Raw genomic sequence first — 14,547 nt, 5'->3', positions numbered from 1 at the left:
TCCCCCCCCCCCCCCCCCCCCCCCCCCCCCCCCCTCCCCCCCCCCCCCCCCCCCCCTCCCCCCCCCCCCCCCCCCCCCCCCCTGCCCCACGGGCGCGGTAGCGCCGCGTCCGTAGCCGCGCCCGGCGACTGAGGGCGAGCACGGGTGAAGGGCGGGGAGCAGCGCCGCGGGCAGCCCCGGACACGGCGATGCCCCCGGGCCCGGGCGGAGCCAGGGGGCATCGGCGCGGTGCTACAGGGCCACGCCCAGCAGGGCGTCCACCGTGCGGGAGACCAGGCCGGGGGCCGATTCGTCGTCGCCGTCGGAGGCGTTCTGGGCGTCCGCCCAGGCGTCCACCGCGGCCAGCGCCGCCGGGGCGTTCAGGTCATCGGCCAGGGCCGCGCGGACCTCCTCCACCAGGGCCTCGGCCGGCAGGCCGTCCGGCCGGGAGACGGCCGCGCGCCAGCGCGCCAGGCGGGCCTGCGCCTGCGCGAGGACGTCGTCCGTCCACTCCCAGTCCGCCCGGTAGTGGTGCGCGAGCAGCGCCAGGCGGATCGCCGCCGGGTCCACTCCGGCCCGGCGCAGCGCCGAGACGAAGACCAGGTTGCCCTTGGACTTCGACATCTTCTGGCCGTGCAGCGCGACCATGCCCGCGTGGACGTAGGCCTTGGCCATCGGGAACTCGCCCGTCAGGGCCTGCGCGTGCGAGGCGCCCATCTCGTGGTGCGGGAACGCCAGGTCGGAGCCGCCGCCCTGGATGTCGAAGCCCATGCCCAGGTGCTCCAGGGCGATGGCCACGCACTCGATGTGCCAGCCCGGCCGGCCGCGGCCCAGGGAGCCGCCGTCCCAGCTCGGCTCGCCCTCGCGGGCGGCCATCCACAGCATCGGGTCGAGGGGGTTCTTCTTGCCCGGGCGGTCCGGGTCGCCGCCGCGCTCGGCGGACAGGACCCGCATCGCCGCGGCGTCGAGGTTCGAGACCCCGCCGAAGTTCGGGTCGGACTCCACCGAGAAGTAGACGTCGCCGTCGAGCTCGTACGCGGCGCCCGCGTCCCGCAGTCGCTCCACCAGCGGCACGATGCCCGGTATGGCCTCGACGGCGCCGATGTAGTGCTGCGGCGGCAGCATGCGCAGGGCGGTCATGTCCTCGCGGAAGAGGGCCGTCTCGCGTTCGGCGAGCTCGGTCCAGTCGTGGCCGTCGCGCAGCGCCCGCTCCAGCAGCGGATCGTCCACGTCCGTGACGTTCTGGACGTAGTGGACCTGCCGCTTGTTGTCGAGCCACACGCGCTGGACGAGGTCGAACGCGTTGTAGGTCGCCGCGTGGCCGATGTGGGTCGCGTCGTACGGGGTGATCCCGCAGACGTAGAGGCGGGCGACGGGACCGGGGTCGAGGGTGATCGTCCCCTGGGTCGCGGTGTCGTGGATCTGGAGGTCGCGGCCCTTGCCGGGCAGGGCGGGGACCTCAGAAGCGGGCCAGGCATGCATGGTTCGAGCCTAACCGGACGAGTGTTCCGCAAACGAATGGGACCAGCACTGTTGGCTTGATCGACACTCTTGCGGTCTGGCCGGTTCTATGCGTCCGCGATCATCCGGAGAGGTCCCTGCTCAGACGGGCGGCCAGGGGATCGCCGGCCACTGCCCGGACGGCTGCGGGTGCTTCCCGTCGCGCAGCAACTGCGCCACGCGGGCCCGTACGGCGGCCAGCTCGACCGGGGTGATCAGTTCGCCCAGCCGGGTGGCGAGGGACGCCCCGTCGGCCAGCTGCGCCTCCAGGGACCCGAGGACCTCGCGGGCCTCCCCGGTCAGCGGCTCCCCCGCCCAGCCCCACAGCAGGGTGCGCAGCTTGTCCTCCGTGTGGAAGGTCACGCCGTGGTCGATCCCGTAGAGCCGGCCGTCCGGCGCGGGCAGCAGGTGGCCGCCCTTGCGGTCGCCGTTGTTGATCACCGCGTCCAGTACGGCCAGGCGGCGCAGCCGGGGGTCGTCGGCGTGCACGAGGAGGGCGGTGCGGCCCTCCCCGACCTCGGCGAGGGCGACCGGCTTCCAGCCCTCCCCCGCCTCCTCGCCCTCGACGAGCGCGAGGAGCCCGGACTCCGGCGATTCTCCGGCGTCGATCCAGTGCTGCACCATGCCCTCGCCGTACGGGCCGTCGCGCAGCACGGTGGTGGGCACCAGCCCCCACCCGGTGGCCTCGGAGACCAGGTAGGCGGCGCGCTCCCGCCGGGCGAGGTTCCCGTCGGGGAAGTCCCACAGGGGCCGCTCGCCCTTGACGGGCTTGTAGACGCACTCCGCGCTGCGCCCCTCGTGGGCGACGGTGCACAGCAGGACCGCGTTGGACGCCTCGGCGATGCGGCCGCGGACGGTGAGCTCACCGCGGGTGAGCAGCTCCTCTATCGGGGTCACCTCGCTCACGCCTGGCGCCGGTATCCGTTCTGGCGGGGGCAGACGTGGCCCTCGGGGTCGAGGGGCAGGCTGCACAGCGGGCACGGCGGCCGGCCCGCGTTGACCACGTCGAGGGCCCGCTTGGCGAAGGCCCGGGCCTGGGCGCCGGAGAGGCGGACGCGCAGCATCGGCGGGCCGTTCTCCTCGTCCTGGAGCAGGCGCTCCTCGGCCTCGGCGAGGTCCTCCTCGGAGTCCGCGTCGAGTTCGACGAGCGCCTGTGCCTCGACGATCATCCGCTGTTCCTCGCCGTCCCAGGCGAGGGCCATGGTGCCGACCCGGAACTCCTCCTCGACGGGGACGTCCAGCGGTGCGGTGTCGGCGGCCTCGGGGGAGGCCACGGCCGGGACCGGCGCGTTGCCGCCGGTGCGCCGCACGACCTCGTCGAGCAGCTCGTCCATCCGCTCGGCCAGCGCCGCGACCTGGGTCTTCTCCAGGGAGACGCTGGTGACACGGGCGCCCGCGGAGGCCTGGAGGAAGAAGGTGCGGCGTCCAGGCAGACCGACCGTGCCGGCCACGAAGCGGTCCGGGGGGTCGTAAAGGAACACCTGACGGGGCACGTCCAGTCTCCAAGTCTGAGGCAGGGGCAGGGCTGCTCATGTGCTGTTGGCCCTGCCACCCTACTGCTCCGTTCGATCAGGCCGCGCCCGCGCCGCCCCCCACGACGGCGTTGCCGCCGCCCTCGGTCTCGGACTCGGCGGAGGCGACCGGACGCGGGATCAGCGGGGCGAGGTCCCCGGTGTCGCCGAGGCGCAGCAGGAAGGGCCGGGTGGGGGTGTAGCGGATCGCGGTGACCGAGCAGGGATCGACGTGGATCCGCTGGAAGAGGTCGAGGTGCATGCCCAGGGCGTCGGCGACGAGGGACTTGATGATGTCGCCGTGGGAGCACATGAGGAAGACGGCGCCGGAGCCGTGCTCCTCCTCGATCCGCGTGTTCCATTCGCGTACGGCGTCCACGGCGCGGGCCTGCATGGCGCGCATGGACTCGCCGCCGGGGAAGGCCGCGGCCGAGGGGTGCTGCTGGACGATCTTCATGAGGGGTTCGTCGACGAGTTCGGAGAGCTTGCGGCCCGACCAGTCGCCGTAGTGGCACTCGCCGATCCGCTCGTCGGTGTGCAGGGGCAGACCGGGGCGGGCCGCGAGCAGCGGTGCCAGGGTCTCCCGGCAGCGCTGGAGCGGGCTGGAGACGGCGGCGGCGAGGGGGATCCCGTCGAGCCTCCCGGGCAGTGCGGCGGCCTGCCCGGCGCCGTGTTCGTCGAGGGCCACTCCCGGGGTCCATCCGGCGAGCAGTCCTGCGGTGTTGGCGGTGGACCGCCCGTGTCGTACGAGGATCAGCGTGGCCATGCATGCAGGGTATGCGGTGACGCCGGCGTGCGGGCGGGCGCGGGTGGGGGAAGAATGCCCGGCGTGATTGTCGACTGCGCGATGTACCGGGACGGCCGCCGCTCCGAGGCTCCCGGGGACTTCTCCGGTGCGCTGGAGGAGGCCCGGGCCCACGGTGACGCCTTCCTGTGGATCGGTGTGTACGAGCCCACAGAGGCGGAGTTCGACCGTGTCAGCCGGGAGTTCGGCCTGCACAGGCTGGCGGTGGAGGACGCGCTGACGGCGCACCAGCGTCCGAAACTGGAGGTGTACGACGACTCGCTGTTCGTGGTCCTCAAGCCGGTGCTGTACGACGACGACACGGACACGGTCACGACGGGCGAGCTGATGCTGTTCATCGGCGACTCCTTCGTGGTCACGGTGCGGCACGGCGAGGGGGCCGCGCTGGCGGCCGTACGGCACCGGCTGGAGCACGAGCCGGACGTGCTGCGGCACGGTCCGACGGCGGTGCTGTACGCGGTGTCCGACGCGGTGGTGGACCACTACATCGAAGTGGCGGCCGAGCTCCAGGCGGACCTGGAGGAGCTGGAGGCGGACGTGTTCGCGCCGAGCCCCCTGGACTTCAAGAACACCGCCGCCCGGATCTACGGCTTCAAGCGGCAGGTGCTGGAGTTCCGCCGGGCGACGAGCCCGCTGCTCCAGCCGATGGACCGGCTCGCCTTCGGGAACGTGCCCTTCGTGCACGACCACGCCCGCCCCTTCTTCCGGGACGTCGCCGACCACCTGACGAAGGCGAGCGAGTACATCGAGGGCCTGGACCGGCTGCTGTCGGACGCCCTGGCCGCGCACCTGGCGCAGATGGGCGTCCGGCAGAACGACGACATGCGCAAGATCTCCGCCTGGGCGGCCATGGCGGCCGTCCCCACGATGATCGCGGGGATCTACGGGATGAACTTCGACGACATGCCGGAGCTCAGGCAGCCCTGGGGCTATCCGGCGGTGGTGGTGCTCATGGTGGGCCTGTGCCTGGCCCTGCACAGGATGTTCAAGCGGCGCGGCTGGCTCTGATCCCCCGGGTCCGCCCTACGCGAACTCGCGGGTGGTCCCGGGTGCGCCGCCCAGCGGGTTCTGCCGCGCGGGCGGGCGCAGGCTGACCATGCGGTGCCAGCCGCTGAAGCGCTCGTACGCGTACATCGCGCGGATGCCGGCGGCGAGGGCGGCGGCCTTGGGCGCGGGCCAGCGCAGCAGCCGGCCCATGTGGTCCATGACGGCGAGGCTGACGTCCCGGTAGACGCCGATCTCGGCGAGGGCGCTCTCGCGCAGGACGCGCTGGATGGTCCGGCCGTGTCCCGCGCGGGCGAGGCGCAGCAGCTCCTCGTGGCAGTAGGCGAGGTGGTTGTCCTCGTCGTTGCTGATGACGCGGACGGCCTTGCCGACCTCGGGGTGGTCGCCGAAGTGGCGCAGCAGCATGACCATCTGGTCGGCGGCGCGCTGTTCGGTGACCCGGCTGTGGGCGAGGTAGACGACGATGTCCTCCTCGCTGAGGGGCTCGTCGCGGCGCAGCTTGTCGTGCGCGAGGCCGATGCCGCGGCGTTCCAGCAGCATCGTGTAGTCGGTCTCGGGCGGGACGGGGACGGCGGGCAGGCCGCGCTTGCGCAGCAGGGCCCGGAAGATCCGGCCGTGCTTGTCCTCGTCGGCGCCGTGCCGGGTGATCTTGGGCGCCAGGTCGCGCATCCCCTCGGGCACGAGGGCGGCGATCCGGGCGTTCTCCCAGCCGCCCTGGGACTCCCCGCTGGCGGCGATGGAGCAGAACAGCTGGAAGGAGTCGTCGTGGTCGACGATCTCCTGGAACAGGCTGCGGGCAGAGAGCATGCAACGAGTCAAATGCGGATCGACCGGGCGGGCAACCGATGCGTCCCCGCACTCGGCCGAATGAACGAAACCGGCGGGCGCCCGGCGGGGCGTAACCCCGGGGGCGGGCCGGGCGTTGTTCGCTGTGTCGGCCGTGGCGGGGAAGACCCCCCGAGCCCCCACCACGGCCGCTGACTTCCCTTCCTTGCCGCCCTCGCGCCGCTCCGCGGGCTTCGGGCGGCTGCGTCGGGCTCCGTCCGAGGGCGCCCGCGCCGCGGACCGTCAGGCGAGGCCGGCGATCTCCAGGGCCTCGGTGCCGGCGCGCAGGGCGGCGAGCCGCTCGTCGAGGGTGAAGCCGGCCGGGGCCAGCGTGAGGGTGGTGACCCCGGCCTCGGCGTAGGCCCGCATCCCGTCCGCGATCCGCTCCACGGAGCCGAGCAGGGTGGTCGAGTCGATCAGCGAGTGCGGGACCGCGGCGGCCGCCCCGTCCTTGTCGCCGCCCAGGTACTTGGCCTGGATCTCGGCGGCCTCCTTCTCGTAGCCCATGCGCTGGGCGAGCTGGTTGTAGAAGTTCTGCTTCGGGCTGCCCATGCCGCCGACGTACAGGGCGGTGTAGGGGCGGAACATGTCCGCGAGGGCGTTCACGTCCTCGCCGATGGCCAGCGGGACGGTCGGACAGACGTCGAAGCCGTCCATCGTCAGCCCGGCCTTCTCGCGGCCCGCGCGGATGTGCCGCAGGGCCGTCTCCTCCAGGTGCTCGGCGGCCGGGAAGATCAGCAGGGCGCCGTCGGCGATCTCGCCGGTCTGCTCCAGGTTCTTGGGCCCGATGGCGGCGATGTAGAGCGGGATGTGCGGGCGCTCGGGGTGCACGGTCAGCTTGAGCGGCTTGCCGGGGCCGCCGGGCAGCGGGAGGGTCCAGTGCTCGCCCTCGAAGCTCAGCCGTTCGCGGGACATGGCCTTGCGGACGATCTCCACGTACTCCCGGGTCCGGGCGAGCGGCTTGTCGAACTTCACGCCGTACCAGCCCTCGGAGACCTGCGGTCCGGAGACGCCGAGGCCGAGCCGGAAGCGGCCCTTGGTGAGCGAGTCCAGGGTGGCGGCGGTCATCGCCGTCATCGCGGGCTGGCGGGCCGGGATCTGGAAGATGGCCGAGCCGACGTCGATCCGCTCCGTCTGGGCGGCCACCCAGGCCAGTACGGTCGCCGCGTCGGAGCCGTAGGCCTCGGCCGCCCAGCAGACGTCATAGCCGAGCCGGTCGGCCTCCTGGGCGACGGCGAGGTTGTCGGCGTCCATGCCCGCACCCCAGTAGCCGAGATTGATGCCGAGCCGCATGTGTCGTCCCCTAACGGATGTGCCGGTTTACCGATCAGTAACGTGGGTCTGCGGGGGACTGTAGCGCGCCCGACGGCCGCGCGGCAGTGCCCCAGTAGTCTCAGCGCTCATGGAGCAGAGGCATCTCGGCCGCACCGGACTGCGCGTCTCCCGGATCGGCCTCGGCACCCTGACCTGGGGCCGTGACACCGGCGAGGAAGCCGCCGCCGAGCAGTTGAAGACGTTCTGGGAGGCGGGCGGCACGCTCGTCGACACGGCCGACGTGTACGGCGGCGGGGAGGCCGAGTACCTCCTCGGGCAGCTGGTGGGCTCCCTGGTACCGCGCCGGGACGTGGTCATCGCCACCAAGTCGGGCAGCGTCCCGGACCCGGACCGCCGCTTCAACGGCTCGCGCGGGCACCTCCTCTCCGCCCTGGACGACTCCCTGGACCGCATCGGCACCGACTACGTGGACCTGTGGCAGGTCCACGCCTTCGACCCGCAGACCCCGCTGGAGGAGACCCTCCAGGCGCTGGACCTGGCCGTCTCCAGCGGGCGGGCCCGGTACGCGGGGGTGTCCAACTTCAGCGGCTGGCAGCTGGCGAAGGCCGCGACGTGGCAGCTCGCCGCGCCCGGGGTGCGGACCCGGCTGGCCTCCACCCAGATGGAGTACTCGCTGCTCCAGCGGGGCGTGGAGCGCGAGGTGCTCCCGGCGGCGCTGGACCTGGGGGTGGGGCTGCTGCCCTCCTCCCCGCTGGGCCGCGGGGTGCTGACCGCCAAGTACCGGGACGGGACGCCGGCCGACTCCCGGGGCGCGTCGCCGGGGCTGGCCGCGCTGGTGGAGCCGTACCTGGACGAGGCGGCGGGCCTGATCGTGGACGCCGTGGTCACGGCCGCGCAGGGCCTGGCGGTCACCCCGCTCCAGGTGGCGCTGGCCTGGATCCGCGACCGGCCGGGGGTGGCCGCCCCGATCGTCGGCGCCCGCACGTCCACGCAGCTCGGGGCGGCACTGTCGGTGGAGGCCCTTACCCTTCCGGAGGAGATCCGCCGGGCGCTGGACGACGTGTCGGCGCCCGTGCACCGCTACCCGGATCAGGACTGGAGCACGCTGTGAGTACGGCCCCCGACCCCGCCAACCCCGCTGCCGCGGAGGACCCGTACGAAGCCGCCGGAGGCCCGGAGGGCCAGGACACGGGGGGCGCCGCCGGGGGCCCGGACGCGGCCGCCGGGGACGGGTCCGGGGCCGGGGAACCCGCCGCCGACGGGCCGGACGCCCCTGAGGGTGCGGCCGGTGCCGACGCGGCGGACGCCGAGGGCCCGGACGCGGGCGGCGGTGCCGCTGCGGCGGACGCGTCCGATGCGGCCGATGCGGCCGATGCGGCCGATGCGGCCGATGCGGCCGATGCGGCCGACGGTGACGGGCCGGGGGGCGGCACGGCGGACGCCGGCGGGCCGGAGGCCGAGGAACAGCAGGGCCCGGACGCGGCCGACGGGACCGCCGCAGCCCCCGAGGCGGGACAGGACACCGCCGGGACGGAGCAGGCGCCCCAGCTGACGGAGGCACAGGCCGAGCTGGCCGCGCAGAAGGTCGAGCGCGACCGCATCGCCCGCCGCAAGGCCGAGCGCGACGCCCCCGTCGACGCCGGCGCCAAGCTCAGCGGCAAGGCCGCCGACCTGCTGGCCGCCGTACGGGCCGTGGAGAGCGGCGCCAAGCCGTCCGCCCCCCTCTACTTCGACGAGGCCCCCGCCGCGCCCCGCAAGGCCGCCCCCGCTCCCCCGCAGCCCCGCCCGGCGGCCCCGGCCCCCACCCCCGCCCCCGCCGTCGCGGACATCGGTGCCGTCCGCGCCGTGCTCGCCCGGGGTGGCGCCCCCGAGGCCCTGGCCGGCCAGGCCGCCGCGGCCCTCGGCGAGGGTGCGGCCGAGCAGCTCGCCGAGGACCCCTGGCGGCTGCTCGCCGTCCCCGGGGTGCGCCCGACGCAGGCGGACGGCTTCGCGCAGGCCCTGCTCGGCCCCGCGGCGGGCCCCGCCGACGAGCGCCGGGGCGCCGCCCTGCTGGGCTGGCTGCTGGACCAGGCCGCCGCCAAGGGGCACACCGCGCTGGAGGCCCCGGTGCTGGAGAAGGCCCTGGCCCAGTACGGGGTCCCGGCCCCCGCCGACACCCTGGAGGCGGCCATCGGCGACGGCGCGGTGCTGGTGTTCCACGAGCCGCTGGGCCCGCCCGCCGCCGAGGACGAGGAGCCGCCCGTACGGCTCCTCGTGGGCCTGGAGGGGCACGCCCTGGCCGAGGAGGCGCTCGCCGACGGCCTGGCCCGGCTCGCGGGCACCTTCGCCGGTCCGGCGGACTGGTCGGCGGCGGCCGACGGCCCCGGGGCGGAGCTGGTCCGGGCCGTCGCGGGCCACGGCCTGGTCACCCACACCGGCGGCGAGGCCGCCCGCGCAGAGCCGGCGGCCCTGCTGGCGGCCGCCCGGCGGCTCGGCCTGCGCGCCGTCCTCGCCGCGCACGCCCCCGCGCCGGGCGCCGTCACCGTGGCCGGGCTGCTCGCGGGGACGGAGGGCCCCGGGCGGGACGCCGACGGCCGGTTCGACCTGGACCTGCTGATCGTCCTGGACGCGCCCCAGCTGGACGTGGAGGCGGCGGCCGCGCTGGTGGAGTCGGTCCCCGACGGGGCCCGCCTGGTGCTCTCCGGCGACCCCGGCGTGCTCGGATCGGCCGGGCCCGGGCGGGTGTTCGCCGACGTGCTGGCGGCCCGCGCCTTCCCCCAGGTGGTGTCCCGCACCCCGGACCCCGGCCCGGTCGGCGAGCTGGTCTCGGGTATCGGGGCCGGGGAGCTGAACCGCGTCGACGCCCCCGGCAAGGAGGTCGTCATCGTCCCCGTGCGGGACGCCGGCGAGGCCGTGCACCGCACCGTGCAGCTGGTGGCGGAGTCGGTGCCGCGCGCCTTCGGGATCCCGGCCGGGGACGTGCAGGTCATCACCCCGGGCCACGGCGGCCCGGCGGGGACCCGGGCGCTGAACGCGGCCCTCAAGGAGCGGCTGAACCCCGGCCCGGGCCGGTTCGCCGGCTTCGACCCGGGCGACCGCGTGGTCCACGTGCCGTCGCCCGGGCGGGCGCTGCCGGCCCGGGTGGTGTCGGCCGACGCACAGGGGCTGCACCTGGACGCGCGGGGCGCGCGGGTCGTCGTACCGCAGGACCGGGTGGAGGCGCAGGTCCGGCACGGCTGGGCGGTGACGGCGCACCAGGCGGTCGGCTCGCGCTGGCCGGCGGTGGTCGTCGTACTGCCCGGGGACGCGGCGCAGGCCCTGTCCCGGGACTGGGTGTACACGGCGTTCGGGCGGGCCGAGCGGCACCTGTCCGTGGTCCACGGGGTGGAGGAGGCGCTGCCGCGCGCGGTGGCGCAGGGGCTGCCGAAGCCGCGTACGACCCGGCTCACGGGCCTGCTGCGGGCCCTCACGGCCGCACAGGAGGAGCAGCCGTAGCGGCCCGGGAACGAACCGTGCCCCGCCCGGCCGGTGTCGGCGGGCGGGGCACGGAGGGGGCGGCGCCGGAGGAGATCAGGCCGGGGTGAGGCCGGACTCGGCGGCGCTCTCCTCGTCGTCGGCGTCCTCGTCGTCGAAATCGGACTCCTCGTCGAAGACGGAGCTCACGTCGAAGCGGTGCAGCACGTCCTGCGGATCGGTCTGCCCGAAGGGCGAGTTGAGCCAGTCCCCCGGTTCCGCTACCTCCTCCAGGGCGGCGATCCAGAGGGTGGAGTCGCCCTCCTCCAGACCGAACTCCTTGTAGCGGGAGGCGATCTCGTCGGGCTCGTACTCCCCGAAGAGCACGCCCAGCGCTCCGGCGGTCCCGCCGTCGTCGAGGAGTTCGGCGTCCCGGTCGTGCGCGGCGACCCGTTCGGCCTGGGCGATCAGCCGTGCCGGTTCGACGACGGCGTAGTCGCGGCGGATGAGCACGCTGAACGCGGCGGGCTCGGCGGGGCCGGTGTACGGGACGCCGGTCTCGGGCGTGGGGATCTCGAAGGGGGTGACCTCGTCGTAGCGGTCGTAGAGGAGTTCGTCGTACTCCTCGGCGGCGGCGGCGAGTTCGTTGAAGGCGGCGTAGACGGCCGGGTCCTCGTCCCCGATCCTGCTCTCGACCGCGGCGAGGTGACGGTCGAGAGCGGCCTTGACCGCCTCGGCGGCGGCGCGTACCTCGGCAACAGTGGGCAGAGCGGCATCAGACATAGTGCAGACGCTATCCGTAGCGGGCCGGTGCCCGCACAATAGATGCGATGCCGGAATACGAATTCGTCGACGTGTACGTGCCTCGTGGGACGCCCCGCAAGGAGGCGACCCGCCTGCTGACCGATCATGCGGAATACGGAAATTGGGAGCTGGACCGCCTGACCCTGTACCGGGACGGCAGCCGCCGCGCGCGGCTGCGCCGCCGGATCATCCGCCAGGTCCGCGCGACCTGGTGACGCGGGCCCCGCTCCCGGGGCCCGCGCCGTGAGTGCCCGTCAGGCGGCGTTGCGGGCGCGCCGGTAGAGCACGGCGCCGGCCAGCAGCAGCCCGCCGGCGAGCGGTACGCCGGCCGTCAGGGCGTCACCCGCGCCCGTGGCGGCGAGGCCGGCCTGCGATGCCGGGCCGGGCCGGGCGGCCGGACCACCGGGGTTGCCCGGGGTGACCGAACCCGCACCGGGCGCCTGCGCGCCGGGGCTGCCGGGGGTCTGACCGCCCGGGTTGCCGGGAGTCTGGCCGCCGGGGTTGCCCGGGGTGTGCCCGCCCGGGTTGCCCGGCGTCTGGCCTCCCGGGTTGCCGGGGTTGTGGCCGCCCGGGTTGCCCGGGGTGTGGCCTCCCGGGTTGCCGGGGTTGTGCCCGCCCGGGTTGCCCGGGGTGTGGCCGCCCGGGGTACCGGGATTGCCCGGGTTGCCGGGGTGGCCGGGGGTTCCCGGATTTCCGGGGTTGCCGGGGTGATCGTCGTCGTCGCACGGCTCGTCGTGACCGCCGCCCGGGTGGCCGGGCTGTCCCGGGTTGCCGGGGTGACCCGGGTGACCCGGGTGCTGCGGCTTGCCCGACTGGTTGGCGCAGCGGTTGCCGAAGGCCGGGTTCAGACCCCCCACCACCGTCACCGTGTTGCCGCACACGTTCACCGGCGCGTCCACCGGCGCCTGCACGTTGTTCCCGGACAGCAGGCCCGGAGAGTTCGAGGCGTGCCCCGACGCCCCCGAGTCCGCCTGGGCCTGACCGCCGGCGAACGCGAGGACACCCCCCGCGGCCGCCATCGTGATCAGCGTCTTCCTCGTGACCTGAACCGGTCGTCGCATCTGCACTCGTCCCCTGGTGTGTACGTTCCGTTCGGCGCGCGGGCCGTACGGGCTCCCCCGCCCGTCACGCCGAAGAAGTGAGCTTCCGGGCCGTAAAAGCCCGGCGGCCCCGGAGCGCTGGATTGCGCTCCGGGGCCAGAACTTCAGAAGCGTCAGGCGTTGACGCAGGTGTTGCCGAAGGCCGGGTTCAGCAGGCCGATGATGTTCACGGTGTTGCCGCAGACGTTCACCGGGATGTGGACCGGGACCTGGACGACGTTGCCGGACAGGACACCGGGGGAGCCGATGGCCGCGCCCTGGGCACCCGCGTCGGCGGCAGCCATGCCCGCACCCGCGAGAACCAGACCACCGGTGGCAGCCGCAGCGGCGACAACCTTCTTGAGCATTGTTCCTCCTAGTAGGCAAGTGCGGTCCCAGCCGCGGACCGCACCACCTGTAACGAGGAGGGATCACCAGGGCTACGAGCGTATGAGCGCATTCACTCTTCTCAGTGGAATCCGCACACCTTCCCGAATCCCCGGCGTTATGGGGCGACGGACGCGCGTCAGGCGTTGTCGATGAACCGGTCCAGGACCCGGACGCCGAACTTCAGCCCGTCCACCGGCACCCGCTCGTCCACTCCGTGGAACATGCCGGCGAAGTCCAGCTCCGGCGGCAGCTGGAGCGGCGCGAAGCCGAAGCAGCGGATGCCGAGGTCGTCGAAGGACTTGGCGTCCGTCCCGCCGGAGAGCATGTACGGGACCGCCCGCGCGATCGGGTCCTCGGCCCTCAGGGCGCCCTGCATGGCGTCCACGAGCCGCCCGTCGAAGTCCGTCTCCAGGGCCTTGTCCGCGTGGACGTCCTCGCGCTTCACGCGCGGGCCGAGGATCCGGTCGAGGTCGGCGAAGAACTCGTCCTCGTACCCCGGCAGGAAGCGTCCGTCCACGTGGGCCGTGGCCTGGCCGGGAATGACGTTGACCTTGTAGCCGGCGCCGAGCATCGTCGGGGCGGCCGAGTTGCGCAGGGTCGCGCCGACCATCTTGGCGATCCCGCCGAGCTTGGCGAGGGTGGCGTCCATGTCGTCGGGGTCGAGCGGGGTTCCGAGGGCGTCCGAGAGCTCGTCGAGGAAGTGTCGAACGGTCTTCGTGACGCGCACCGGCCACTGGTGGCGGCCGAGGCGCCCGACGGCCTCGCACAGCTCGGTGATCGCGTTGTCGTTGTTGGTCATGGAGCCGTGGCCCGCGGTGCCCTCGACCGTGAGGCGCATCCAGTGCATGCCCTTCTGGGCGGTCTCCACGAGGTAGAGCCGCAGGTTCTCGTTCACCGTGAAGGAGAAGCCGCCGACCTCGCCGATGGCCTCGGTGACGCCCTCGAAGAGGCCGGGGTGCTTGTCCACGAGGTGCCGGGCGCCGTACGTGCCGCCCGCCTCCTCGTCCGCGAGGAAGGCCAGCACGATGTCCCGCGGGGGCTTGCGCCCGCTGCGCATGCGGTCGCGCACGACGGCCAGCGTCATCGCGTCCATGTCCTTCATGTCGACCGCGCCCCGGCCCCAGACGCAGCCGTCGGCGATCTCGCCCGAGAAGGGGTCGTAGGTCCAGTCGGCGGCGTTGGCCGGGACGACGTCGGTGTGCCCGTGGATCAGCAGGGCCGGCCGGGAGGGGTCCTCACCCTCGATGCGCGCCACGGTCGACGCGCGCCCCTTGTGCGACTCGAAGATCTGCGGCTCCAGCCCGACCTCGGCCAGCTTCTCGGCGACCCACTCGGCCGCCTTGCGCTCACCGGGGCCGGAGTGGTCCCCGTAGTTGCTGGTGTCGATCCGGATGAGGTCCCGGCAGAGGTCGACGACCTCGTCCTCGCCGGAGACGGCCTTGCCCGCGCCCGATGCGCTCACGCTGTTCCTCCCACTGATCAGTACCGGCTACCTCCACCATCCTCGCGCCCCGGGGCCGTCCGCCCAAGGGCGTTCCGAGCCCACCGGGGGGTGTGATCGAGGACCCCCGGCCGTTTGGTAATGTTTTCCACGTCGCAGCGGCCCGCGAGGGACGTGAGGCGCACACCCTGTCCGGGTGGCGGAATGGCAGACGCGCTAGCTTGAGGTGCTAGTGCCCTTTATCGGGCGTGGGGGTTCAAGTCCCCCCTCGGACACAAACAGAAGGACCCCGCTTCGGCGGGGTCCTTCTTCGTTCCCCCGGGGGTCTCCCGGAGCGGAGAAGGGCGTGGACCAGCCACCCCGGAATGTTTGGTAATGTTTTCCACGTCGCAACGGGCCGCAAGGAACGTGAGGCGCACACCCTGTCCGGGTGGCGGAATGGCAGACGCGCTAGCTTGAGGTGCTAGTGCCCTTTATCGGGCGTGGGGGTTCAAGTCCCCC

At 74.0% G+C, this 14,547-nt stretch carries 14 protein-coding genes and 1 tRNA gene; 5 read left to right on the top strand and 10 right to left on the bottom strand.

Annotation, left to right across the window (positions count from 1 at the left end):
- Window positions 1-231: 231 nt before the first annotated feature.
- From mshC to ACZ7IF_RS38050, 4 genes are all read right to left on the bottom strand, one after another.
- Complete coding sequence (gene mshC / locus ACZ7IF_RS38065; RefSeq protein ID WP_470981454.1) at window positions 232-1,461, bottom strand: cysteine--1-D-myo-inosityl 2-amino-2-deoxy-alpha-D-glucopyranoside ligase; 1,230 nt, start codon at window positions 1,459-1,461, stop codon at window positions 232-234.
- A 120-nt stretch (window positions 1,462-1,581) separates the two neighbouring features.
- Window positions 1,582-2,418, bottom strand: a complete 837-nt coding sequence (locus ACZ7IF_RS38060; protein ID WP_470981463.1) for an SCO1664 family protein — start codon at window positions 2,416-2,418, stop codon at window positions 1,582-1,584.
- Window positions 2,382-2,972, bottom strand: a complete 591-nt coding sequence (locus ACZ7IF_RS38055; RefSeq protein ID WP_470981452.1) for a DUF3090 domain-containing protein — start codon at window positions 2,970-2,972, stop codon at window positions 2,382-2,384. Before ACZ7IF_RS38055 ends, ACZ7IF_RS38060 begins: the two co-directional genes overlap by 37 nt.
- A 76-nt stretch (window positions 2,973-3,048) precedes the next feature.
- Window positions 3,049-3,756 (bottom strand): histidine phosphatase family protein, encoded by a 708-nt coding sequence (locus ACZ7IF_RS38050; protein ID WP_470981450.1) that lies wholly within the window; start codon window positions 3,754-3,756, stop codon window positions 3,049-3,051.
- Window positions 3,757-3,810: 54 nt separating this feature from the next.
- Between ACZ7IF_RS38050 and corA the strand changes: the two genes are divergently transcribed.
- Complete coding sequence (gene corA / locus ACZ7IF_RS38045; RefSeq protein ID WP_470981449.1) at window positions 3,811-4,803, top strand: magnesium/cobalt transporter CorA; 993 nt, start codon at window positions 3,811-3,813, stop codon at window positions 4,801-4,803.
- Between the two features lie 15 nt (window positions 4,804-4,818).
- Here corA and ACZ7IF_RS38040 read toward each other — a convergent pair whose 3' ends face one another.
- Together ACZ7IF_RS38040 and ACZ7IF_RS38035 are read right to left on the bottom strand one after the other, a co-directional pair.
- A complete protein-coding gene (locus tag ACZ7IF_RS38040) occupies window positions 4,819-5,607 on the bottom strand; it encodes a ferritin-like domain-containing protein (RefSeq protein ID WP_470981447.1) in 789 nt (262 codons plus the stop codon).
- Between the two features lie 261 nt (window positions 5,608-5,868).
- Complete coding sequence (locus ACZ7IF_RS38035) at window positions 5,869-6,918, bottom strand: LLM class F420-dependent oxidoreductase (RefSeq protein WP_470981445.1); 1,050 nt, start codon at window positions 6,916-6,918, stop codon at window positions 5,869-5,871.
- A 109-nt stretch (window positions 6,919-7,027) separates the two neighbouring features.
- Here ACZ7IF_RS38035 and ACZ7IF_RS38030 point away from each other — a divergent pair, with 109 nt between their 5' ends.
- Complete coding sequence (locus ACZ7IF_RS38030; RefSeq protein WP_470981444.1) at window positions 7,028-8,011, top strand: aldo/keto reductase; 984 nt, start codon at window positions 7,028-7,030, stop codon at window positions 8,009-8,011.
- Complete coding sequence (locus ACZ7IF_RS38025; protein WP_470981442.1) at window positions 8,008-10,374, top strand: helix-hairpin-helix domain-containing protein; 2,367 nt, start codon at window positions 8,008-8,010, stop codon at window positions 10,372-10,374. Before ACZ7IF_RS38030 ends, ACZ7IF_RS38025 begins: the two co-directional genes overlap by 4 nt.
- 75 nt (window positions 10,375-10,449) lie before the next feature.
- On the opposite strand, the gene ACZ7IF_RS38020 is transcribed toward ACZ7IF_RS38025, so the two are convergent.
- Window positions 10,450-11,115, bottom strand: a complete 666-nt coding sequence (locus tag ACZ7IF_RS38020; RefSeq protein ID WP_470981440.1) for a hypothetical protein — start codon at window positions 11,113-11,115, stop codon at window positions 10,450-10,452.
- Between the two features lie 47 nt (window positions 11,116-11,162).
- Between ACZ7IF_RS38020 and ACZ7IF_RS38015 the strand changes: the two genes are divergently transcribed.
- Window positions 11,163-11,351 carry a DUF5703 family protein gene (locus ACZ7IF_RS38015; protein ID WP_388943548.1) on the top strand — a complete coding sequence of 63 codons (189 nt, stop codon included), beginning with the start codon at window positions 11,163-11,165 and terminating at the stop codon, window positions 11,349-11,351.
- Between the two features lie 39 nt (window positions 11,352-11,390).
- Here the strand turns inward: ACZ7IF_RS38015 and ACZ7IF_RS38010 are convergent, their stop codons facing one another.
- The 3 genes from ACZ7IF_RS38010 to ACZ7IF_RS38000 all read right to left on the bottom strand — a co-directional run bounded on the left by ACZ7IF_RS38010 (window position 11,391) and on the right by ACZ7IF_RS38000 (window position 14,067).
- Window positions 11,391-12,197, bottom strand: coding sequence for a chaplin (locus tag ACZ7IF_RS38010; protein WP_470981438.1), 807 nt, complete (start codon window positions 12,195-12,197; stop codon window positions 11,391-11,393).
- Window positions 12,198-12,349: 152 nt separating this feature from the next.
- Window positions 12,350-12,583, bottom strand: coding sequence for a chaplin ChpH (chpH, locus tag ACZ7IF_RS38005; protein ID WP_385769886.1), 234 nt, complete (start codon window positions 12,581-12,583; stop codon window positions 12,350-12,352).
- Window positions 12,584-12,741: 158 nt separating this feature from the next.
- Window positions 12,742-14,067 (bottom strand): M20/M25/M40 family metallo-hydrolase, encoded by a 1,326-nt coding sequence (locus ACZ7IF_RS38000; protein ID WP_007263210.1) that lies wholly within the window; start codon window positions 14,065-14,067, stop codon window positions 12,742-12,744.
- 169 nt (window positions 14,068-14,236) lie between these two features.
- Between ACZ7IF_RS38000 and ACZ7IF_RS37995 the strand changes: the two genes are divergently transcribed.
- Window positions 14,237-14,321 (top strand) — tRNA-Leu (locus ACZ7IF_RS37995).
- Window positions 14,322-14,547: the final 226 nt, after the last annotated feature.

It is taken from the genome of Streptomyces sp. NPDC037421 (assembly GCF_055602105.1).
Note: the sequence above shows the minus strand (reverse complement) of the source record. Positions and strands in the feature narration are given on the sequence as shown.

Bases quoted from the DNA above. Each gene is read 5' to 3' on its own strand.
- mshC (WP_470981454.1), bottom strand. From the start codon at position 1,461: ATGCATGCCTGGCCCGCTTCTGAGGTCCCCGCCCTGCCCGGCAAGGGC.
- ACZ7IF_RS38050 (WP_470981450.1), bottom strand. From the start codon at position 3,756: ATGGCCACGCTGATCCTCGTACGACACGGGCGGTCCACCGCCAACACC.
- corA (WP_470981449.1), top strand. From the start codon at position 3,811: ATGCCCGGCGTGATTGTCGACTGCGCGATGTACCGGGACGGCCGCCGC.
- ACZ7IF_RS38040 (WP_470981447.1), bottom strand. From the start codon at position 5,607: ATGCTCTCTGCCCGCAGCCTGTTCCAGGAGATCGTCGACCACGACGAC.
- ACZ7IF_RS38035 (WP_470981445.1), bottom strand. From the start codon at position 6,918: ATGCGGCTCGGCATCAATCTCGGCTACTGGGGTGCGGGCATGGACGCC.
- ACZ7IF_RS38030 (WP_470981444.1), top strand. From the start codon at position 7,028: ATGGAGCAGAGGCATCTCGGCCGCACCGGACTGCGCGTCTCCCGGATC.
- ACZ7IF_RS38020 (WP_470981440.1), bottom strand. From the start codon at position 11,115: ATGTCTGATGCCGCTCTGCCCACTGTTGCCGAGGTACGCGCCGCCGCC.
- ACZ7IF_RS38015 (WP_388943548.1), top strand. From the start codon at position 11,163: ATGCCGGAATACGAATTCGTCGACGTGTACGTGCCTCGTGGGACGCCC.
- ACZ7IF_RS38010 (WP_470981438.1), bottom strand. From the start codon at position 12,197: ATGCGACGACCGGTTCAGGTCACGAGGAAGACGCTGATCACGATGGCG.
- chpH (WP_385769886.1), bottom strand. From the start codon at position 12,583: ATGCTCAAGAAGGTTGTCGCCGCTGCGGCTGCCACCGGTGGTCTGGTT.